Here is a 20988-nt window from a genome sequence, read left to right as displayed (position 1 = left end):
CGGATGTCGGATGATGGAGGTATGGACATCACCAGCATCCTCATCTCCCTGGGCCCGCTCGCGCTCGTGGCGGTCGCGCTCATCGTCTTCGTGGAGAACGGCCTGCTCTTCCCGTTCCTGCCGGGCGACAGCCTCGTGTTCGCGGCGGCGATCGTCGCCGGGGCGATCCACATCAACTGGATGCTCATCGCGGCCATCGCCGCGGTCGCCGCGTGGGCCGGCGGTGAGGCCGGCTATGCGATCGGGCGCAGACTCGGTCCGCGGCTGTTCCGCGACGATGCCAAGATCCTCAAGACGAAACACCTCGACGAGGCGGCCCAGTTCTTCGCCAAATGGGGCAGCCTCTCACTCGTGCTCGGTCGGTTCGTGCCGATCGTGCGCACGTTCATCGCCCCGGCGGCCGCCTCGGGGCACATGCCGCGGTCGAAGTTCTCGACGTGGAACGCCGTGAGCGCAGTGGTCTGGGCGGCGCTGTTCGGCCTCGGCGGGGCACTGTTCGGATCGATCCCGTGGGTGGCCGACCATGTCGAGCTCATCGCGCTCGGCATCGTCGCCATCACGGTGGTCCCGATCGTCATCACGGCCCTCGCACGCCGACGGTCCGCCGCGCAGGAATAAGGAGGCGGCCCGGCTGAACAAGCAGCCTCAGCCTTTGACAACAGAGTGGCTGGCCGATCGATCCGCTCAATGCTGAGAGGCCGATGAGCTCACCACGCTTCACGAAGCAGCATCTCGGGTGGAACCCCCGGAGTGGCTGAAGAGAACGTCCGTCATGTGGTCTCGCGCGCGCTCGATGCCGGACAGAGCGGTCTCCCGAATCACCTCGGCCTCCCCAGTCATGATCGCATCGACAAGTCGGCCGTGATTGACCGCGCTGTAAGGACGACCGAGTTCCCTCCGCAGATTGAGGCACCGTTCGATCTCTTCATGAATCGACTGCACAGTCCGCGACAGCAGCGGAATACCCGAAAGTTCGGCAATACGAACATGGAGCCGACTGTTGCGCGCGTTGCGCACCGGCGCCGAAGCATCTGGGTCGACGCTCTGAGAACTCAGCTCCTCGAGTTCGGCAAGCTCCTCGCTCGAAGCGCGCTGAGAGGCAAGGACTGCGGCTTCGGGCTCGACCAATGTACGCAGCGTATAGAGGTCGTGAATCTCAGCGAAGTCGATGGTCTTGACGAAGGTGCCCCTCTTGGGCAGCACCACCACGAGCCCCTCACGGCGGAGGTTGTTTATTGCCTCCCGAACCGGAGTCCGGCTCATCTCATACTGCTCGGCGATATCCGAATCCGAGAGCACCGACCCCGGACGGAGGCGCGCCTCGACGATATCCCTCTTCAGCCGGGAGTACGCCCGGTCCGCCATTGACACTTTCGCAACCATCGAACACTCCCTTTCGGCCACGCCTCAATGCCCGATCATGCGGCGCAGGGTTGACTTTTCCCGCACCGCGATCCTAGCATTCCTGTTATATATTTCATGTATTTGAACTGCATGAAACATATCCACCTTCCGTCCTCGCTGAGGACCTCACCACAACGGAGTGCCATGAGTTCACAACCACAAGAAGGGTCGATGACGCCCGAAGTCGAGACCGATCCGGGACCTGAGCAGGATCTCAACCCTGACAACCGCCTCTATCGCATCCTGAGCGCCATCGAACGAGCCGGGAACCGACTCCCCCATCCGTTCTGGCTGTTTGTCATCCTCTGTGCGCTCCTGGGAATCACGAGCGCGATCATGGCCGGGTTCGGAGTGTCAGTGACGCTTCCCGCTGATGGGTCAACGGCCGCGGTCAAGAATCTGTTCTCGGTCGACGGAGCTCTCTTCGCCATCGAGAATGCCCTGACGAACTACGCAACGTTTCCGCCTCTCGCGATGATCGTGGTCGTCCTCCTCGGCGTGAGCATCGCAGAGCGCAGCGGGATGCTCACCGCCTTGCTGCGTGTGACAGTCGGACGACTGCCGAGAGCATGGCTGACATTCTCGATCGCGTTCGCTTCCATGATCGCGCACGTGATGTCGGATTCCGCATATCTTGTGATGATCCCCCTCGGCGCATTGGCCTTCAGAGCCGCGGGTCGAAGCCCGCTGCTCGGCCTCATGGTCGCCTATGCGGCCACTGCGGTCGGGTTCAATGCGAGCCCGCTCGTCACGCCCTCGGATGCGATCCGGGCTTCGCTGTCGATGGCGGCCTCGCACATCGTCGACAAGGACTACGTTGTCACGCCCTTCGCAACCTACTTCTTCACCGCCGCCTCTTCCGTCATCCTTTCGGTCACGATTGCCGTCGTCGTCGATAAGCTGCTCAGTCGCCGTCCAGAGTTCTCCAAGAGTCGTCTTGAAGCGGATTTCACTGTGTCCGACCGGCTCTTCAACACGGACACGACCGCACAGACCAGCGGATCTGTGACTCTCAAGGCCGACGAACGCCGCGGCCTCATCATCGCCGCGGTCGTCTTCGTCATTGCAGCGGGCGGTATCGCGCTCATGCTCATGCCAGGCTCGCCCTTCCGCGGAGAGGGTGGCAGCATCATCCAATCCCCGGTCCTCAAGAACATCGCGATCTTCATCGCCATCGTCTTCGGACTGCTCGGCATCGTCTACGGACGGATCACGAAGTCGATCCCCACCCTCGGCGATGTACCGCCTGCGATGGCCGAGGGCATCCGCACGTTGGCACCAGTGCTTGTTCTGTTCTTCGTCGTAGCGCAGTTCCTCGCCTACTTCGAGTGGACCAATATCGGGTCGGTCATCAGTGTCAATGGTGCTGAGCTGTTCAAACAGCTCAACGCCCCGCACCTTGTGCTGCTGCTCCTCATCGTCGCCGCGATCTGCGTGCTCAATATGCTCATCACCAGTGGCTCAGCCATGTGGTCGATCCTCGCTCCCGTGCTCGTCCCGCTCGTGATGTACATCGGGATGCGGCCGGAGTCGGCGATGGTCGCGTTCATGATCGGCGACTCGGTGACCAACTGCCTCACGCCGCTCAACGGCTATTTCGTGCTCGCCCTCGGATATGTCCAGCACTTCCGCAAAGGAGCCGGCGTCGGCACGATGCTCTCCTTCACGCTTCCGCTCGCCGTTGCGGTGCTCATCGTATGGACGGCCTTCTTCGTCCTCTGGTATCTGCTCGGAATCCCGCTCGGACCGGGCGTACCGGTGCGCTGACCGCGCCGTCCGCGGCACCAACGGCACAACTGCAGCCACAACGAAAGGAACAGAGAAATGGGAACGATCGCCGTCATCGGCGCAGGCAATGTCGGACAGACGATTGCCGGACACATGACGTTGAATGGACATTCGGTCCGTCTGTACTCCGTCTGGGACCGAGAGTTCGAACCGATCCGTGATCGGGGAGGCATCGAACTCTTCGGAGATATCGAGGGCAAGGCGATGCCGAAGCTGCTCACGACCGACATCGAGGCCGCAGTGACCGGCGCCGAAGTCATCGTGGTGGCGGCACCCGCCTTCGCGCATCCCGGGCTTTCGGCATCGTTGGCACAGGTTCTGACGCCCGAGCAGCTCGTCGTCTTCCAGCCCACCGTACTCGGCAGCGGTGTCGAACTGTCCCGGCAGTTCGCCCTGGAGAATCGTCGACCGAGCCTCATCGCAGAGAGTGCGACGAGCCTCTACACGTGCCGGCTCAAGGAGCCGGCACGGGTATTCGTCGGCGCGATCAAGGACTCGATACGTATCTCGAGCCTGCCGAACAGCCGGACGCAGGAGGTGATCGATCGCTTGACGCCCTTCTTCGGGGAGCACTACTCCGCGGCCGTCGACAGTCTTGCGGTCGGGCTGAGCAATTCGAATCCGATCTATCACGTCCCGCCGGCAGTCCTCAACTTCAAAACGGTCGAGGATGCTGATCGTCTGCCCCAGCACACACTGGTGACACCGCGGATCGCAGAGGCCATCGAAGCTCTGGATCAGGAGAGACTGTCACTGTCTTCGACTCTGCACACGGACACGACCGGATTCTGGCAGTTCCTCGCCGATGCCTATGGGGTCACCGAAGGATCGTTCGTCGACCGCGTCGTCCAAGGCTATGGTCGGCAGGCGTTTCCGGAACCGGATTCGCTCACCCATCGCTACTTCACGGAAGACATCCCTTTCGGGTTGGTCACGTGGAGCTCGATCGGGCACGAGGCGGGCGTGGAAATGCCGCTCACCGACGGGTTCATCGCCATTGGCAGCGTTCTGTGCGGCGTTGACTTCCAGAAGACCGGCCGCACCGTCGACTCACTGGGACTGACTGGAGCCACGGTCGAAGACATTCTCGATGTCTTTCGCCACGGCGTCCGCTGAGAACGCGTATGGCCGAACGACGGCGCCCAGCCGATAGGCAATGGGCGCCGTCGATCCACGGTTCTCACGTGGCGCCGGCCCGAAGACTCAGCCGGTCAGACGTCTCACTCCCCCTGAATCGGCACCTCGTCGAGCTCACCGGTCATCTCGTCCCGGGGAACCGCCTCGGCGCTGCCGGCGGAATTGTCCACGCTGTCATCGGCGGGCATCCCGGTCAGCCGTTCGGGGCTGAGGATCTCACCGAGCTCATCGCGTTCGAGCAGTCCGTGTTCGACGACGAGGTCGGAGATCGATTCGTTCCGTGCCAGCGCCTCCTTGGCCAGCTTCGCCGCGGACGCATATCCGATGACCGGGGCGAGGGCGGTGATGACGGTGACCGAGCGGTCGACGATGCCCTCGAGCCGATCCTCGTTGGCGGTGATCCCGGTGACGCAGTTGACGCGGAACGTCTGGCAGGCACGCTCGAGCCACGTGATCGACTGGAACAGCGAGTGGGCGATGATCGGTTCGAACGCGTTGAGCTGCAGCTGCCCGGCCTCGACGGCCATCGACACGGTGACATCGGCCCCGGCCACGGAGTATGCGACCTGCGAGACCGCCTCGGGGATGACCGGATTGACCTTGCCGGGCATGATCGATGAGCCCGCCTGACGGGCCGGCAGATTGATCTCGCCGAGGCCGGCCTGCGGTCCCGAGGACAGCAGACGCAGGTCATTGGCGATCTTCGACAGCTTCAGGGCGCTGCGCTTGAGCGCCCCGGAGAAGGTGATGAACACCCCCGTGTCCGAGGTCGATTCGACGAGGTCGCCGGCCGTGACGAGGTCGAGTCCGGTGATCTCGCGCAGGTGTCTGATCACCGATTCCTTGTACCCGACGGGTGCGTTGATCGACGTGCCGATCGCCGTCGCTCCCATGTTCACCTCGCCGAGGAGGGCGACGGCTTCCTCGAGTCGCTGCACATCCTCACGCAGCGTCGTCGCGAACGCCGTGAACTCCTGGCCGAGGGTCATCGGCACCGCGTCCTGCAGCTGGGTGCGGCCGACCTTGACGATATGGGCGAACTCGCGGCCCTTGGCCGCGAACGCGTCGGCGAGCAGGCTGAGTTCCTGCAGCAGGTTCTGCAGTGAGAACGCCAAGGCGATCTTGATCGCCGTCGGGTAGGTGTCGTTCGTCGACTGGCTGTGATTCGTGTGGTCGTTGGGGTTAAGGAACGTGTAGTCACCCTTGGGGTGGCCGCCGATCTCGAGGGCCCGGTTGGTGATGACCTCGTTGGCGTTCATGTTCGTCGAGGTCCCGGCCCCACCCTGGACGACGCCGACGGTGAACTGGTCGTGAAGTCGACCGGCCTTGATCTCCTCGCAAGCGGAGTCGATGAGGTTGGCGCGCTGTTCGTCGAGCGCTCCGATCTCAGCGTTGGCCCTGGCCGCGGCCTGCTTGACGCAGGCGAAGGCGCGGATGAAGTCGGGATAGACGTTGATCGGGCGGCGTGTGATCGGGAAGTTCTCGTTCGCCCGGGCCGTGTGCACACCCCAGTACGCGGTATCGGGGACCTCGAGGCTGCCGATCGAGTCGGTCTCGGTGCGGGTGGGAGCAGCCTGCGGGTTCTGGGCTGTCAGAGGAATCGAAGCGGTCTGCGGTGAGGATGAAGTCGACTCAGTCATAGTGTCTTCAGACTCTCACATTCCGAGCGCCGACCGAAGGGGCGACCGCCCTCATGACACGGCCTCGGCGAAGTCGTCTGCGTGAACCGGCGCGTAGTCGCGATACATCCGCTGGATGCCGATCTGGTCGGCGAGGTACTTCGCATCGTGCCACACACCCCAGATGAAGCTCGATCCGCGCCGGGAGAGCCACGGCAGACCGAGGAAGTACATGCCGGGGACCGGGCTGACTCCGCGCTTCTGCACCGGGTAGCCTCGCTCGTCGAGTACTCCGTCGACGCCCAGCCATGAGTAGTCGACGCCGAATCCCGTCGCCCAGATCACGGTGGTGATGCCGGCGCCGGCGAGATCGAGTTCGCGGATCGGTTCGCGCACGCTCTCGGGGTCGGGTCCGAGGATGTGAGCCTCCGGCTCGGGCGGAAGGTCGAGTCCGTTGCGCTCGATGTAATCATCGGCGTCGCGCAGCAGCGTCAGGTAGTTGTCGTCGCCGCGGGCGATGTTCGTCTGGAGGTCGTCGCCGATGATGAGCCGACCGTCGGCATAGGAGTTTGCGCGCCCGAGCAGGGTGATCCCCGATGCTGCGAGATCCCGGAAGTCGACGGTGTGGCCCCCTTGGGCGCCGCTGACGGCGATCGTCACATGCTCAGCTCCGGCCGGAGGGGTCGCGAGGTCCCACAGGCCCAGGACCCCGAGCCACCAGCAGAAGTCGCGTCCGCGGTAGGACCGGGGCGGACGGTCATGCGGTCCGACGGCGAGGTGGACGGGTCGGCCCGATTTCTGGATCTCGGCGGCGATCTGCACGCCCGAGGATCCTGCGCCGACGACGAGGACACCGCCGGCGTCGAGCTGCTCGGGGTTCTTGTACGAGTTCGAGTGCAGCTGATTGAGCTCCGCCTCGGCGGGGATGATGTCGGGGATCCGCGGAATCTGGAACGGTCCCGTCGCAGCGACGACGAAGTCGGCAGCGATCTCGCCGGCATCCGTGGTGACCTTGTATCCGCGGGCACCGGGGTTCTCCGTCACCGAGGTGACCGTCACTCCCGTGCGCACGGGGAGGTGCTTGCGGTCGACGAGGGTCTGGAAGTAGTCGGCGACCTCTCCCTTCGTCGCGAAGCCGTCCGGGTCGGTGTCCGAAAACTCCTGCGTGGGGAATCGATCATGCCAGGCCGGCCCGTTGGCGACGAGCGAGTCCCAGCGGCGTGACCGCCATGCTTCGGCGACGCGATCCTTTTCGAGGACGATGTGGTCGACTCCCCGTTCGTTGAGATGCTCACTCATTGCGATTCCGGCTTGGCCTCCACCGATGATGACGACTTCGGTGGTCTCTGCGGCTGTCTTCGGCATGATCGCCCTCCCTTGTCCGCCGCCCGTCATCGCGGTTACGGCGTGTGCTTCGTTGCTGTCGGAGCGAACTTCGTCGTCGCTCTTCGTCATCCAGCAAACCGCAGAGGTGAGGACCGAAGCCAATAGTTCTTCACGGTCAACTGCATCTGATGAGTAGATGCATTCGTGGTCAATCGATCACTTGGACGTATGCGATCAGCCCCAGGAAAATGAACTCAGAGGTAAGCGAACGAGCGCTACTCAGCACCCGCCTCGGCGAGGATCTCGCGGACCGCTTCGGTCACGGCAGCGGCCTTCGCGGTCATGCGCGACCGAGCCAGCGTGGAGACCGCCACGTGGAGTGTGGGAACGGCATCGGAGATCTCGAGGATCGTCGTCCGCTCACCCGTGTAGGTCTCACGGATGCGCGGTCGCTGATTGAGGATCGAGAACCCCAACCCCATGGCGACCATCGACCGCACGGTCTCGTAGCTCGTGCTGCGGTACCGCACCGAAGGCGTGATCCCGGCGATGCGGAGCATGTCGAGGAAGTACTCCCGACTGTCCGGCAGATCGAGGAGGACCAATGAGTCATCGGTGAGCTCGTTCAATGAGATCTTCTTCCGCCGTGCGAGCCGATGCCCGGTGCCGACGATGACATGCGGCCTGGCTTCACCGATGATCTCGGCACGGACACCTTCGGACTTCGTGAGGTCGTAGTTGAGCGCCACCTCTGCTCGGCCGGAGCGCAGTGCGTCGATGCTCTCCTCGTGGTCGCCTTCGATGACGTCGACGCTCAGCTCGGGATACCGCTCCCCCAGACGCTGAAGCAGCTGCGGCAGCAGGAACGGCGCGATCGTCTGGAAGCAGGCGATGACGATGGTGCCGCGCACCTCCCGCTGGCCCGCCTGGATCGACTCGACGGCGTCAGTGATCCGGCCGAAGATCTCGCGCGTCTCATGGAGCAGCCCCTCCCCTGCCGGCGTGAGGACGAGCCCCTTCGAGTGCTGGCGGACGAAGAGCGGAGCCCCGAGCGCCTTCTCGAGTTGGTTGATCGCCGTCGACACTGCCGACTGGGCGATGTGCAGCTCCTGGCTCGCCTCGGTCATATTGAGCGTCTTCGCGCATTCGGCGAAGTACGACAGCTGGGTGAGTGTGATCGAGAATCTCTGCACCATTGCGGCCCCCCGGGTTCGAAGAATCTGTTTTGTAGATGCTCTGCCTAGATTTTAACTATTTCACAGATGCACTGATCTTACTGAGAATAGGTGGCAGATCACATGACGACAACCACTCGATGAGGAGATCTCCGTGGCCCAGCCGACACACACCCGTTTGCGGATGTTCAACACCAAAGACACATACCCCGAGCAGAACCTCGACAATGACCTCTGCCAGGCCGTCGTCGCCGGCGGAGTCGTCTATCTGCGGGGACAGATCGGCCAGGACCTCGACACCCGCGAGTCTGTGGGCATCGGGGATGTCACCGCGCAGACGGAGAAGGCGATGGCGAACATCGCGATGCTCCTCGAGGAGGCCGGCAGCAGTCTGGCCGACATCGTCAAGGTCACCGTCTACATCATCGATCCCCGCTACCGCGAGGACGTCTACCGCACGATGGGCACGTGGCTGAAGGGCGTCTTCCCCGTGTCCACCGGCATCGTCGTTCAGGCGTTGGCCCGCCCGGAATGGCTCGTCGAGATCGACGCGACCGCCGTCATCAGCGATCCCGCCGAGGCGGCTCCCACCGAGGTGGCCCAGTGACCTTCTCCCTCCTCCTCCACGACCCCGAGACCGGCGAGTTCGGTTCGGCCATCTCCTCGTCCTCCCCGGCCGTCGCAGCACGGTGCATCAACCTCGCCGACGGCATCGGGGGCGTGAATTCGCAGAACATCACCGACCCTCGCCTCGGCACCGCGATCCTCGATGAGATGGGCAGCGGCAAGGACGCGCAGTCGGCCCTCGACGCCGTGGTCGCCGCGGCCGATCCGACCGCGATCGACTATCGACAGCTGCTCGTCATCGATTCCGCAGGAAACACCGCGGCGCACTCGGGTGCGCAGGCGCTCGGGACCTTCGGAGCTCGCACCGAGACCAATGCGGTCGTCGGCGGCAATATGCTCGCCACCCTTGATGTCCTCGATGCGTTCGTCGAAACTGCACTCTCTTCCTCCGGGCGTCTCGAAGAGCGGCTGTTCGCAGCCTTCGAAGCGGCGATGGCCGCCGGAGGCGAGGCCGGCCCCGTCCATTCGGCCGGACTGTCGGTGGTCAACGGCACCGGATGGCGGGTCACCGACCTCCGCGTCGACTGGGCCGACGAGGATCCGATCGGTCAGCTCGGTCGCCTCCTCGACATCTGGATGCCGCAGCGCGACGACTACATCACCCGCGGCCTCGACCCTGCCGCCTCCCCCTCCTACGGAGTGCCCGGAGACGACCGATGAGCAGCGCGCTCAAGGACCGCATCGCCGCTCGGATCAACGATGTCGCACCGACGCTCGTCGGGCTGTCGAATGCTCTCCACGACGATCCCGAACTCGGTTGGCAGGAGTTCCGCTCCTCGGCCGCGGTCGCAGGAGTCCTGTCGGCTCACGGCTTCAGTGTCGAACAGCCCTACCTCGGGCTCGAGACAGCGTTCCGTGCCACTTATGGGGCTGGAGAATTCACCATCGGCTTCCTCGCCGAATACGATGCTCTGCCCGGGCTCGGGCATGCCTGCGGCCACAACCTCATCTCGGCGATGAGCGTCGGTGGAGCGATCGGACTCGCCGAGGTCGCTGATGAGCTCGGCATCACCGTCGAGGTCATCGGCACGCCGGCCGAGGAAGGCGGCGGCGGGAAGATCGAGCTTCTCGACCGCGGTGCCTTCACCGAACTCGACTTCGCGCTCATGGCACACCCGGCTCCCGTCGATGTCGCCGAGGCCCAGCCCTTCGCCGTCACCCACTGGCATGTGGAGTACACCGGCCGGGCCGCACACGCGGCGGCCTACCCGGAACGCGGCATCAACGCCAACGATTCCTTCCTCATCGCGCAGGTGGCGCTCGGCCTGCTGCGCCAGCAGCTGCCGAAGACCGCTCGCGTCCACGGTGTGATGACGAACGGGGGTGAGGCTCCCAATGCCATTCCGGCCAAGACCGAGGGCCGCTGGTATGTCCGCGCCGAGACGACGGACGAACTGCTCGCCCTCGAGCAGAAGGTCGTCAACTGCTTCGAGGCCGGAGCCTTGGCCACCGGTGCGGAGCTGACGATCACACCGGAGAGCAAGCGGTATGCCGAGATGCGCACCGACGAGTCCGCACTCGACTTCTACCGTTCCAACGCCGTGGCGCTTGGAAGGGACTTCGACGTCGATCCGATCGCCGCGACGATGAACCGGGCATCGACCGACATGGGCAATGTCTCTCAGATCGTCGATGCCATCCACCCCTACATCGGTGTCGGTGGAGACGCAAGCAACCATCAGGCGGCTTTCGCCGAATCGTGCATCGGCCCCCGGGCCGAACGCACGCTCCTCGACGGGGCCACAGCACTGGCCTGGACCGCAGTCGACGTGAGTACGCGTCGAACCTGAACGACCACTGTTTCGGCGCGGAACCGCCGTGCCGACACGACCACGATTCCAAAGGAGGAATTGGCATGTCGGGTGACACTCCGAACGCCGAAGGACTGGCGTACAAGAAGGGACTGCAGAAGAGCGTGGTCGCCGGATCGATCGGCGTCCTCGTCCATTGGTTCGACTGGGCGGTCTATGCGTATATGGCCACGACGATCGCGGCGATCTTCTTTCCCGAGGAGGACAGCACTGCCGGGCTGCTCGCCACGTTCGCGGTCTTCGCCGTCTCGTTCCTCGTCAGGCCGATCGGGGCGATCATCTTCGGCCGCCTCGGCGACAAGCTCGGACGCAAGCACACGCTGTCCCTGGTCATCCTCGCCATGGCGCTGTCGACGCTCGTGCTCGGCGTGCTCCCGACGTACTCGACCATCGGAGTGCTCGCTCCGATCCTCCTCATTCTCACCCGCATCGTCCAGGGTCTGGCCGCCGGTGGCGAATTCGGCAGTGCGGCGGCCTTCCTCGGCGAATTCTCGCCACGGAAACGTCGCGGCTTCGGCTGCAGCTGGCTGGAGTTCGGGTCCCTTCTCGGGTTCCTGCTCGCGAGCTTCGTCGTCTTCCTCCTCAACCAGGCACTCACCCCGGACCAGGTCACCGCGTGGGGTTGGCGGATTCCGTTCCTCATCACCGTGCCCCTGGGACTCATCGGCCTCTATATTCGACGCAGGATCGAGGACACCCCTGAGTTCGAGGCACTGCAGAAGATGGAGACGGTCTCGGAGACGCCGCTGCGTGAGGTCTTCAAGCGCAATCCCAAGCAGTTCCTGCAGACGTGTGGAATGGAGACGTTCATGAACGTCACCTTCTACGTCGTCCTCGTCTACCTGCTCACCTACCAGGAGACAGCGGTCGGCATCGATCCCGGTCGCGCCGCGCTGCTCTCAACACTGGCCTCGGCGTTGGGACTCGTCATCGTCCCCTTGGCCGGAATCGCCTCGGACCGCTTCGGCCGCAAACCCGTGCTCATGACCGCGGCGATCGCTCTCACGGTCCTCTCCGTACCGCTGTTCATCCTCATGGGCGCCGACTACCCGTGGGCCTCGTTCGTCTCGACCTTCGGCCTTGCCTTCATCCTGGCGATCATCCTCGGCACGCATGCCGCCACCGTCGTCGAACTCTTCCCGACACGGACCAGGCAGACCGGCCTGTCGATCGCCTACGCGCTGACGGCGGCACTCTTCGCCGGCACGGCTCCCTACATCCTCACGTGGCTCATCGACTCCACCGGCAGCACGCTCAGTCCCGGCTGGTTCCTCGCTGTGGTCGGCGTCATCGGCATCGTCACCGTCGCCTCCCTTCCGGAGACCCGCGGCATCGATCTGCTCAAGGCCGACGATCTTGAGGACGCCGAGGCTTCGTCGGCACCGCCGGCCACGACCGCGGACGGAGCCGCGCCGGCGAATTCGCGTCCGCTCAACGACCGCTGACCATCCACATCCGTCACTCATCGAAGGAGAACGCCCATGACCGCCACTCTGCCGGATACGGCCACTCGACCGACCACGCTCGCTGACTGGCGCGCTGCCGCAGCGGCACTGACCATCGACGGTCGACCGGTCATCGACGGCCGCCGGGTCGATGCCCGGTCGGGTCAGACCCATGCGAAGACCAATCCCGCCACCGGAGAGGTGATCTCGCAGCTCCACCTCGCCGGCGGCAGCGATGTCGACGCTGCGGTGGCGAGCGCTCGCACCGCGTTCGACTCCGGTGCCTGGTCGCGGGCTTCGGTGACACACCGACGCGAGGTTCTGCTGCGACTTGCCGACCTCATCGAGGCACGGTCGGATGAGTTCGCACTGTTGGACACACTCGACATGGGCAAACCGATCGGCGAGTCGTCGACGATCGATGCCCCGGGTGCGGCAGCGCTCTACCGTTTCTACGGGGAGGCGATAGAGAAGCTCAGCGACGAGATCCCGGTGACCCCTGCCGGTTCCACGGCTCTGGTCACGCGCGAGCCCTTGGGCGTCATCGGTGTCATCGTGCCGTGGAACTATCCGCTAGAGATCGCGACGTGGAAGATCGCTCCGGCGTTGGCCGCGGGCAATGCCCTCGTCGTCAAGCCGCCTGTCGAGGCTTCGCACTCCATCCTGCTCCTCGCCGAACTCGCGGTCGAAGCCGGCGTTCCTGCCGGCATCCTCAACGTCGTCCCGGGTCGAGGCTCGGTCGTCGGTGAGGCGCTCGGTCGACACATGGATGTCGACATGCTCGGCTTCACCGGATCCACCGAGGTGGCCAAACAGCTTCAGGTCTATGCCGGCGAATCGAATATGAAGCGTTTGGCGCTCGAGGCCGGCGGAAAGAGCGCGAACGTCATCTTCACCGATACCGATGACCTCGGGGCGGCGGCGGAGAAGGCGGCGTTCGGGATCTTCTACAACCAGGGAGAGGTCTGCTCGGCCACTTCGCGCATCTTCGTCGAACGCGACGTCTACGAGGAGTTCCTCGACCTGTTCACAGCTGCGGCCGATTCGTACCAGCCTGGCGATCCGCTCGATCCTGCTACGGCTATCGGTTCGCTCGTATCCGAGAAGCACGCCGACGAGGTGTGGGACTGCATCGAACAGGCGCGTGCCGACGGAACGATCGTCAAAGGCGGCAACCGGCCGGAGATCAACGGCATGAAGACGTTCGTCGATCCGACCATCGTCACCGACCTGCCGGCTGATCATCGCCTGCACGAGTACGAGGTGTTCGGCCCGGTCGCTCTCGTCACCGCTTTTGACAGCGAAGAGGAAGCGATCGCGAAGGCGAATGAGACTCGCTACGGCCTTGCCGCGGCGCTGTGGACCGGAAGCATGTCACGTGCTCATCGAGTGTCCTCCCGACTGACGGCTGGCACGGTGTCGGTCAACACCGTCGACGCCCTCGGCTTCACGACACCGTTCGGCGGATTCAAACAGTCCGGGTTCGGCCGTGACCTGTCCGTCCATGCTCTTGAGAACTACACGGATCTCAAGACGACCTGGCTGCAGTGGGGGTGAAGTCACCCCTACTAGTAGACGTGCTCACAGCCCATGGCACGCCGGTCATGCCCGCTCTTCCCTCGAACTGTCCGGGCCTTGCCGCCGCCTAAAATATTTCCAATCTCACACCACTATTGCACGTAGCCTGCTACAGCTCGGCGCTCCTTGTCGCGTTTCGAACGGACAGCACGGTAGATCGACCAGGCCACAGTTGCCAGGCTCACTATTGCGAACAAGACAAAAATCGGGCGCTCGACATAGAAGGTCGACGACATGGTGAAAGACTGGCGCATCGACTGCTGTAGCGACGGACCTAGGATAAAGCCCATGACCAGTGGTGCAATCGGCAATTGAGCCCGGTCGAAGAGCAAAGCTAGGAAACCGAAAAGTGCGCATACTCCGACGTCGAACATACTGTTGCGCTCGAGAAGAGCTCCAACAAGACAGCAGACGATGACAATCGGCGCCATGATTGAAAAGGGCACCTTAGCGATCTTCGCCCACAATCCGACCAACGGCAGATTGAGAATAAGAAGGATCACGTTAGCGATAAGGAAGCTCGCGATGATGCCCGCCGTGAAGTCAGCCTTCTCAGTGAAAAGCGTGGGGCCTGGAACCAATCCGTAAACGAGAAGTGCCGCGAGAATGAGTGCCATCGATGGACCGGTGGGGATTCCCAGGCTGAACAAGGGAACGAATCCGCCCATGGCGGCACCGTTGTTCGCGGCTTCCGGACCTGCGATTCCCTCGATTGCTCCTCGACCGAATTTCGAGGTCCCCCTGCGTTGGGCACGATTTCGTTCCCAACTGTAATTAAGAAATGAGGTCACAGAGGGCAACATTCCTGGTATAAGCCCGAGAAAGAAGCCTTGCGCAGTTCCACGCACGGTTGGGCCCACGCTTGCTCTACGCTCGTCTCGACTGGGAAGGAGACTTCCCACAGATGCTACAGATGGCACAGAGTTCTTCTGAATCAGAGTTTTCAGAATCTCGCCAATTCCGAACAGTCCAATCATGACCGGAACAACATTAAGACCCTGAGCCAATGTCCATGAACCAAATGTCAGTACCTGTGCCCCGGAGATCGCGTCGTAGCCGATCAGAGACAACATGATTCCGAATACAGCCATTCCTAGTCCCTTAGCGATCGAACCAGACACCAGTCCGGAGATTGCGGTGAGGCTGAAGAGCAGGAGGCCAAACTGTTCCGGCGGTCCGAATGCCAAAGCGAAATGTGCGATGGTAGGGCCGATGATCATGACTCCGATGGTGCCCACGATCCCTGCGAAGAACGAGGATACTGCAGCAGTTGCCAAAGCCGCGCCGGCTCGACCTCGTTTCGTCATTGGATAGCCCTCCAACGCGGAGGGAAGTGAAGAGACTTCTCCGGGGATATTGAGTAGGATCGCCGTGGTTGAGCCTCCATACATTCCGCCATAGTAGACAGCAGCGAGCATGAGGATCCCGGACACCGGGTCCAAGTATGTTGTCAGTGGGAAGAGCACTGCAATAGCAGTCACTGGGCCAAGGCCAGGCAGCACTCCGAAGAACGTTCCTGCGAAGCATCCAAGGAACGCGACTAGAAGGTGCTCTGGTGTGAGGATCGTGGCGAATCCGCTGATGATGGTGTGAAAATCCATGCGATAGTTCCTCTCGAATGGGTCAGATCAGGTACCAGAGGGCACCGGTTGGCAGGATGACCCCGACAAGCTTGAAGAGAATGGCGAGCCCGGCTCCGACAGCTACGGCTGTGATGAGTGTCGTCCACCATGAAGTTCGGCTCATCCAACGCATAAATAGGAGGCAGAAGATTCCTGTCGCCGCTCCGAACCCGATCCACGGAATTGCTACCATCCAACCGATAAGTAACACCGCACTGAGCAATAGCAGGTGAGTGATTTTCCGAGGCGAGTGCAGTGGGAGTTCGGCCTGGAAGTGGTCTTCGACCTCACGGCCTGCGGCTTCCTCTTCGGCAATGATTGTTGTGGCAAGTTCTGACATCACTGATACGCGCCCCCCGCGGAGATCTTCACGGAACCCAAGTCCGACCAGACCGAGGAGGACAAGGCCGATGATTCCGATGAACCATCCGGCAGCAGCTTTCTCCCCAACGCCTCCGGCAGCGCTGACGATTACCCCGCCATTGCCGACAGCGACAAGGGCAAACAGCGCGATCAGCAGGTGGCCCCACCCGTCAGGAGACCGTAACAGTGAGCCCGTACGAGCTAATAGCGTAGACATCATTCAACCGTTTCTTTCAGGTCCGCGAATGTCTTAGCTTCGTCATGTACCTGCTTTGTCAGCTCCTCACCGGTGTGTACTTCCACGGTCATCCCGATTTTCTCGAAGGACTCATTCAACTCGCCACTGTCAGCAAGCTTGTTCAGAGACTCGGTGAGTCTATTGACGACTCCATCGGGCAAATCCGCAGGCCCGGAGAGCCCAACCCAGTAGTTGAGATTGAGTGAGTCGTATCCTTCATCAGCGGTCAGTGGTATTTCGGGAAAGTTTGGGTCCTCTGTCGTAAGAGCCAGCGGTACGAGGTCACCGGAACTGTACAAAGAAGCAATTGCACTCGATCCACCCACCGCCAGGTCGACGTCGCCAGCCGCTGCAGCTTGCATAGCGTCACCGGAACCGTCGAACGGCACCTTCACTACTTTCGAAGCATCGACATCGATAGCATCGAGAAACTGAAGAGTCGCGTAGTCACTGGTTGTGGTACCACCAAGCCATGCGATATGGAAACCAGATGGGTTGTCCTTCGCTTTGTGCTCGAGCTTATCAAGGGAAGTGATGCCACTCTTCTTACCAACCGCGTAGGCGTGTGCACCGGTTGCGACATCAGCGATGAATGTGCGTTCGTCCCAGGTGAACGGCAAGTCAGGCAACAGTGATTGGATAGACGATGAACCTGCTCCATCGGCAAGCAGAGTGTAGCCATCCTTGGATGAATTGAGTACTTTCCCTACAGCGGTGACTTGCTGCGCCCCAGTTTCATTGGTGGAATTAATCGGTTGCTTGAGATCACCGGAGATAGCATCGGCCATCGCGCGCGCGCCGATGTCGGTGGCCCCTCCTGATCCAAAGGGAAGAACAAGGTCGATGGCGTGGGTTGGAAAGTTGGCGTCGCCTCCGCCTCCGCCTCCCTTGAGGTCTCCAGCGCATCCGCCGAGTGAAAGGGCAACAATTAGTGCGGCAGCAAAGGTGAGCTTCTTTTTCATGATCCTGCGCTTCTTTCTTCCGTAGCAGTGGTGGGCATATGTTCTGTCGAGTTTTTGCTGGAGGATGTTGCAGTGGCACGGGCCCGCCCGGTTTCAATGCGATTGAGCTTTCCAGATTCATCGACGACGACGCCGTAGATGGAAGCTGCTGCCGCCCGAGAGACTCGTCCATCAGCGATATCGATGAGGACCTTGTCAACGGGCCGCTGCAAGGGTGATCCGAAGCCGCCGGCTCCGGGACTCTGAATTCGCATAACGTCACCTTGAGCCAGAGCTACACCGCTTACTCGTCCACCCGGGAGTACTTGCTCTTCAGTCGTGCCTGGGCGGACTGTGAAACGGCCGGCAGTTCCGTTGTGACCGCCTGCCATTCCTGTTGGAGGGAGGGACTGACGGTCGGCATGGGCGGAGAATTCCGCACCGTCGCCCAAGATTCGGATGTCGCGGCGGAGCGCGAGGCCCCCTCTATGCGCTCCCGCGCCACCGGAATCGGTAACGAGCTCGTAGGCGTCGACCATCAGTGGGTACTCGCTTTCGAGGGATTCGATGGGCAGGTTCGAAGAGTTAGTGATATGCACTTGAACTGCGTCGAGGCCATCCGCTTCCGGACGTGCGCCGGCGCCCCCTGCCACTACCTCTGGATAGACGTAGAAATCGCGACCGAGACCCGAGAAATTGACGTAGGTAATCGTCGAGTGGCTACCGGCAGGGATCCTGTCGGGTAGAGCTTGGGCGAGAGCGGCGAATACGGCATCGACAACTCGCTGGCAGGTATCTGTCCTCGCTGCGACCGGGGCAGGCGGACGAGGGTTGAGGATGGTGCCTTCGGGGGCGTGAATCTTCACTGCGTCGAAGAATCCCCCGTTGGCCGGGATTCCTGGATCGAGTGCTGCCTTGAGCGCGTAGAACACTGTCGCTTCGAGAGCACTGCGAACGACGTTGACTGCGACGACTGCTTCTCGGCCGGTGCCTGTGAAGTCGACGGATATGTGTTCGCCGTCGATCATTACAGAGGCAACGATTGGGATCCTGCCATCGCCTGGGCGGTCCTCGTCGAGCCAGTCTGTGGCCGTGTACACGCCATCTGGGACTTCGGCGACGGCGAGGGCCAGACGTTTCTCTGCGTAGTCGAGCAGGGAGGCGCTTGCCGAAGCGACGACGTCGGTACCGTACTTGGCATGGAGTTCCAGGAGGCGCTGTGCGCCGACGGCAGCTGCTGACTGCTGAGCAAGGAGGTCTCCGTAACGCTCCTCAGGCAACCGCGAGTTGAGGAGCACGAATGAGAGAACGTCGTTGATGACTTCGCCCTGGCTGACGACTTTAACCAATGGAATTCGCAAGCCCTCCATGAAAAGGCTGGTCGAGTCTCCAGAGTTACTTCCCGGCACATGTCCTCCGACGTCAGAGTGGTGTGCAATGTTGGCGCTCCATCCAACGATCTCGTCTTCGACAAAGACTGGAGCCACCATTGTGATGTCGGGAAGGTGAGTGCCTCCGCCGTCGTAGGGGTCGTTCGTGATGAAGACGTCACCAGATTCGATGCGGATGTTTTCATATCCCGGAAGACGTCCACTCAGGCGCCCTACCGCGCCGGCCATTGAACCCATGTGGATGGGGATGTGTTCAGCTTGTGCGATGAGTCGACCGTTTGCGTCGAACAGCGCAGTCGAGCAGTCCGCTCTCTCTTTGATGTTCGTCGAGTAGCTTGCTCGTCTGAGAACGGTGCCTGCTTCTTCGGCAACGGAGAGAAGTGCGTTCCCAATGACTTGGACGGTGATCGGGTCGATTTGATCGGTACTGTTGGCGGTGTGATCTTTTGTCAGGGTGTCGTGATCGAGGCTCATTTTCCTACCTCCACGATGAGTGTTCCGTATGAGTCGACGCGTGCGTGGGATCCTGGTGGCAGCAATGTAGTTGAGTCCTCCTGTTCGATGACGGCTGGGCCGTCAATTTGGTCTCCGGAACGTAGAAGTTCGCGACGGTGGATTGTGGATGGGAGCTTTCCCTCTGGGAAGCGCACGTCGCGTGTGGCGATGATGGAGTCCTGGTCGTCGATCGTTCTGGTTGGTAGCGTTGTAGGGTCCAATGGCTCGACGGGCTGGGACGCAATGACGGTGATGTTCACGACGCGCACTCCGGAACCGGCATGTGCGAACCCGTATGTTTTTCGGTGGATCTCGTGGAAACGGTCGATGATGGACGGTATATCCGCATCCGCCAGTACCCCATCGCCGATTTCGACAGGGAGCTCGAAGTTTTGCCGCTGATAGCGCATATCAAGGACGAAGCGGGTTGATCGTTCTGCGGAGGGGACATCTTCGCGGATGAACCATTCCTCTGCCGAGGTGCGCAGCCCAGCGATGACCTCTTGCAATGGGGCGGCACTTTCCCCGAGATCGAGCAGACTCGACTGTCGGATCTCTGTCCGGACTTCGCTGACGAGTAGTCCGAGTGCGCACAATGTGCCTGGGTTGGGCGGGACAATCACAGTTCTCATGCCGACCTCTCGCGCGACTTCCACGGCGTGCAGTGGCCCGGCACCGCCGTAGGCAACGAGAGCAAGATCCCTGGGATTATCGCCGTTATCGACGCTGACTCCGCGTACCGCACGGGCCATGTGGGAGTTGGCTACGCGAACGACGCCGAGGGCTGCTTCTTCAACGTCGATCGCGAGTGCTGCCCCGATCTCTTCCACGACATGTTCGGCTGCCTCAGTATCGAGATGCAGTCCTTCTCCGATGACTTGGTCAGGGTCTTGTCGGCTCAGCACGATATTCGCGTCGGTCACCGTAGCACGAGTTCCTCCATGTCCGTATGCCGCAGGTCCAGGACGAGCACCAGCACTGCGTGGCCCGACCTGCAGCGCACCCGCACCGTCGACTTGCGCAATCGAACCGCCTCCAGCGCCGACCGTGTGAACGTTGGCGCTTGGAGTGCGGACAACGTATCCGTCAACGCTTCGTTCGGCAGTCACGAGGGCCTCACCGTCTCTGACGAGACAGACATCGGTGCTGGTTCCACCCATATCGAAAGTGACGAGCTCGGTGAATCCGGAGTTCTCAGAAACCCAAGCAGCGCCCAACACTCCAGCACTTGGCCCAGACAACAAGGTACTCACTGGACGGCGCACGATTGAGTCCGGAGAGACAATGCCGCCGTTGGATTGGATGATCTTGGGAGGCACGGGAACCCCGAGTTCTTTTGTGCGCTTCTCAAGCATCGAAACGTACCGGTCCATGCGGGGTCCAATAAACGCGTTGATGACCGTGGTCGAGAGTCGTTCGTACTCGCGGAATTCTGGTGCGACTTCGCTCGACCTGGTCACGTAGCGGTCGGGGAAGCGTTCAGCAATCGCTTCCGCGACCTCTATTTCATGCGCGGGGTCACGGTAGCTGTGGAGGAAACAGACGGCTACCGCTGTGACGTCGATCTGGGCGAGTTTCTCCAGCAATGTCGCGAGGTCGTCGGACTGAACGGGGCGTAATTCTGTGCCATCCCCGAGCAGCCGTTCATCGATCTCGAAGACCTTGCTGCGGGGTACAAGGACACGGGGCTTCTCAGCGAACAAGTCGTACAGGCTCGGTCTCTTTTGTCGTGCGATCTCTAAGACATCACGAAATCCACGGGTGACGACTAGAGCGGTGGGTGAACCATTCAGCTCGAGCAAAGTGTTCGTCGCAACTGTCGTTCCATGGCCGAGGTAGTCCACCTCACCTGCCTGGGCCCCGCTGCGTTCGAGGACGCCCGCAACTCCCTGGGCCAGCGCCACCGACTGGTCGTCGAGTGTGCTCGGAATTTTACCGATGTGAAATACACCCTGGTCATCCACGGCTGTGATGTCCGTGAACGTCCCGCCGATATCGACGCCTACTCGCATTCTTCTACTTCCTCTT

The 20988-nt window shown here is 62.0% G+C and carries 17 protein-coding genes; 8 read left to right on the top strand and 9 right to left on the bottom strand.

What is annotated here, in order from left to right:
* Window positions 1-21: 21 nt before the first annotated feature.
* On the top strand, window positions 22-618 hold the full coding sequence (locus J9314_RS01845) for a DedA family protein (RefSeq protein ID WP_246490554.1): 597 nt from the start codon (window positions 22-24) through the stop codon (window positions 616-618).
* A 99-nt stretch (window positions 619-717) separates the two neighbouring features.
* Here J9314_RS01845 and J9314_RS01840 read toward each other — a convergent pair whose 3' ends face one another.
* Window positions 718-1404, bottom strand: a complete 687-nt coding sequence (locus tag J9314_RS01840; protein ID WP_210604219.1) for a GntR family transcriptional regulator — start codon at window positions 1402-1404, stop codon at window positions 718-720.
* A gap of 171 nt (window positions 1405-1575) precedes the next feature.
* Between J9314_RS01840 and J9314_RS01835 the strand changes: the two genes are divergently transcribed.
* Both J9314_RS01835 and J9314_RS01830 read left to right on the top strand, forming a co-directional pair.
* Entirely contained in the window at window positions 1576-3171 is a 1596-nt protein-coding gene (locus J9314_RS01835; RefSeq protein WP_210604218.1) for an AbgT family transporter, read from the top strand.
* A 57-nt stretch (window positions 3172-3228) separates the two neighbouring features.
* A complete protein-coding gene (locus tag J9314_RS01830; RefSeq protein WP_210604217.1) occupies window positions 3229-4308 on the top strand; it encodes an NAD/NADP-dependent octopine/nopaline dehydrogenase family protein in 1080 nt (359 codons plus the stop codon).
* A gap of 104 nt (window positions 4309-4412) precedes the next feature.
* Here J9314_RS01830 and J9314_RS01825 read toward each other — a convergent pair whose 3' ends face one another.
* From J9314_RS01825 to J9314_RS01815, 3 genes are all read right to left on the bottom strand, one after another.
* Window positions 4413-5969, bottom strand: coding sequence for an aspartate ammonia-lyase (locus tag J9314_RS01825; protein WP_210604216.1), 1557 nt, complete (start codon window positions 5967-5969; stop codon window positions 4413-4415).
* Window positions 5970-6020: 51 nt separating this feature from the next.
* Entirely contained in the window at window positions 6021-7313 is a 1293-nt protein-coding gene (locus J9314_RS01820; RefSeq protein WP_210604215.1) for a flavin-containing monooxygenase, read from the bottom strand.
* Window positions 7314-7549: 236 nt separating this feature from the next.
* On the bottom strand, window positions 7550-8470 hold the full coding sequence (locus J9314_RS01815) for a LysR substrate-binding domain-containing protein (RefSeq protein WP_210604214.1): 921 nt from the start codon (window positions 8468-8470) through the stop codon (window positions 7550-7552).
* Between the two features lie 163 nt (window positions 8471-8633).
* Between J9314_RS01815 and J9314_RS01810 the strand changes: the two genes are divergently transcribed.
* The 5 genes from J9314_RS01810 (at window position 8634) to J9314_RS01790 (ending at window position 13889) form a co-directional block, all read left to right on the top strand.
* Window positions 8634-9056 (top strand): RidA family protein, encoded by a 423-nt coding sequence (locus tag J9314_RS01810; protein WP_210605479.1) that lies wholly within the window; start codon window positions 8634-8636, stop codon window positions 9054-9056.
* On the top strand, window positions 9053-9736 hold the full coding sequence (locus J9314_RS01805; protein ID WP_210604213.1) for a DUF1028 domain-containing protein: 684 nt from the start codon (window positions 9053-9055) through the stop codon (window positions 9734-9736). The genes J9314_RS01810 and J9314_RS01805 overlap by 4 nt, the downstream gene beginning before the upstream one ends.
* On the top strand, window positions 9733-10866 hold the full coding sequence (locus J9314_RS01800) for a M20 family metallopeptidase (protein ID WP_210604212.1): 1134 nt from the start codon (window positions 9733-9735) through the stop codon (window positions 10864-10866). Before J9314_RS01805 ends, J9314_RS01800 begins: the two co-directional genes overlap by 4 nt.
* Before the next feature lie 65 nt (window positions 10867-10931).
* Window positions 10932-12332, top strand: a complete 1401-nt coding sequence (locus tag J9314_RS01795) for an MFS transporter (RefSeq protein ID WP_210604211.1) — start codon at window positions 10932-10934, stop codon at window positions 12330-12332.
* 36 nt (window positions 12333-12368) lie between these two features.
* Window positions 12369-13889, top strand: coding sequence for an aldehyde dehydrogenase (locus tag J9314_RS01790; RefSeq protein WP_210604210.1), 1521 nt, complete (start codon window positions 12369-12371; stop codon window positions 13887-13889).
* A 113-nt stretch (window positions 13890-14002) separates the two neighbouring features.
* Here the strand turns inward: J9314_RS01790 and J9314_RS01785 are convergent, their stop codons facing one another.
* The 5 genes from J9314_RS01785 to J9314_RS01765 are packed head-to-tail and all read right to left on the bottom strand — an operon-like array spanning window position 14003 to window position 20972.
* On the bottom strand, window positions 14003-15511 hold the full coding sequence (locus J9314_RS01785; RefSeq protein ID WP_210604209.1) for a tripartite tricarboxylate transporter permease: 1509 nt from the start codon (window positions 15509-15511) through the stop codon (window positions 14003-14005).
* Between the two features lie 22 nt (window positions 15512-15533).
* Window positions 15534-16115: a tripartite tricarboxylate transporter TctB family protein gene (locus J9314_RS01780; protein ID WP_210604208.1), complete on the bottom strand. Its 582-nt coding sequence runs from the start codon at window positions 16113-16115 to the stop codon at window positions 15534-15536.
* Window positions 16112-17095 (bottom strand): tripartite tricarboxylate transporter substrate binding protein, encoded by a 984-nt coding sequence (locus J9314_RS01775; RefSeq protein ID WP_210604207.1) that lies wholly within the window; start codon window positions 17093-17095, stop codon window positions 16112-16114. The genes J9314_RS01780 and J9314_RS01775 overlap by 4 nt, the downstream gene beginning before the upstream one ends.
* Window positions 17092-18939 carry a hydantoinase B/oxoprolinase family protein gene (locus tag J9314_RS01770; RefSeq protein ID WP_210604206.1) on the bottom strand — a complete coding sequence of 616 codons (1848 nt, stop codon included), beginning with the start codon at window positions 18937-18939 and terminating at the stop codon, window positions 17092-17094. The genes J9314_RS01775 and J9314_RS01770 overlap by 4 nt, the downstream gene beginning before the upstream one ends.
* On the bottom strand, window positions 18936-20972 hold the full coding sequence (locus tag J9314_RS01765) for a hydantoinase/oxoprolinase family protein (protein WP_210604205.1): 2037 nt from the start codon (window positions 20970-20972) through the stop codon (window positions 18936-18938). Before J9314_RS01765 ends, J9314_RS01770 begins: the two co-directional genes overlap by 4 nt.
* Between the last annotated feature and the right edge of the window lie 16 nt (window positions 20973-20988).

This window comes from Brevibacterium oceani (assembly GCF_017948325.1).
Taxonomy (GTDB): domain Bacteria; phylum Actinomycetota; class Actinomycetes; order Actinomycetales; family Brevibacteriaceae; genus Brevibacterium; species Brevibacterium oceani.
The sequence above is the reverse complement of the archived record's forward strand: the minus strand, read 5'-3'. Positions and strand labels throughout refer to the sequence as shown.

Bases quoted from the DNA above. Each gene is read 5' to 3' on its own strand.
- J9314_RS01845 (WP_246490554.1), top strand. From the start codon at position 22: ATGGACATCACCAGCATCCTCATCTCCCTGGGCCCGCTCGCGCTCGTG.
- J9314_RS01835 (WP_210604218.1), top strand. From the start codon at position 1,576: ATGACGCCCGAAGTCGAGACCGATCCGGGACCTGAGCAGGATCTCAAC.
- J9314_RS01830 (WP_210604217.1), top strand. From the start codon at position 3,229: ATGGGAACGATCGCCGTCATCGGCGCAGGCAATGTCGGACAGACGATT.
- J9314_RS01825 (WP_210604216.1), bottom strand. From the start codon at position 5,969: ATGACTGAGTCGACTTCATCCTCACCGCAGACCGCTTCGATTCCTCTG.
- J9314_RS01820 (WP_210604215.1), bottom strand. From the start codon at position 7,313: ATGCCGAAGACAGCCGCAGAGACCACCGAAGTCGTCATCATCGGTGGA.
- J9314_RS01815 (WP_210604214.1), bottom strand. From the start codon at position 8,470: ATGGTGCAGAGATTCTCGATCACACTCACCCAGCTGTCGTACTTCGCC.
- J9314_RS01810 (WP_210605479.1), top strand. From the start codon at position 8,634: ATGTTCAACACCAAAGACACATACCCCGAGCAGAACCTCGACAATGAC.
- J9314_RS01800 (WP_210604212.1), top strand. From the start codon at position 9,733: ATGAGCAGCGCGCTCAAGGACCGCATCGCCGCTCGGATCAACGATGTC.
- J9314_RS01795 (WP_210604211.1), top strand. From the start codon at position 10,932: ATGTCGGGTGACACTCCGAACGCCGAAGGACTGGCGTACAAGAAGGGA.
- J9314_RS01790 (WP_210604210.1), top strand. From the start codon at position 12,369: ATGACCGCCACTCTGCCGGATACGGCCACTCGACCGACCACGCTCGCT.
- J9314_RS01785 (WP_210604209.1), bottom strand. From the start codon at position 15,511: ATGGATTTTCACACCATCATCAGCGGATTCGCCACGATCCTCACACCA.
- J9314_RS01780 (WP_210604208.1), bottom strand. From the start codon at position 16,115: ATGATGTCTACGCTATTAGCTCGTACGGGCTCACTGTTACGGTCTCCT.
- J9314_RS01775 (WP_210604207.1), bottom strand. From the start codon at position 17,095: ATGAAAAAGAAGCTCACCTTTGCTGCCGCACTAATTGTTGCCCTTTCA.
- J9314_RS01770 (WP_210604206.1), bottom strand. From the start codon at position 18,939: ATGAGCCTCGATCACGACACCCTGACAAAAGATCACACCGCCAACAGT.
- J9314_RS01765 (WP_210604205.1), bottom strand. From the start codon at position 20,972: ATGCGAGTAGGCGTCGATATCGGCGGGACGTTCACGGACATCACAGCC.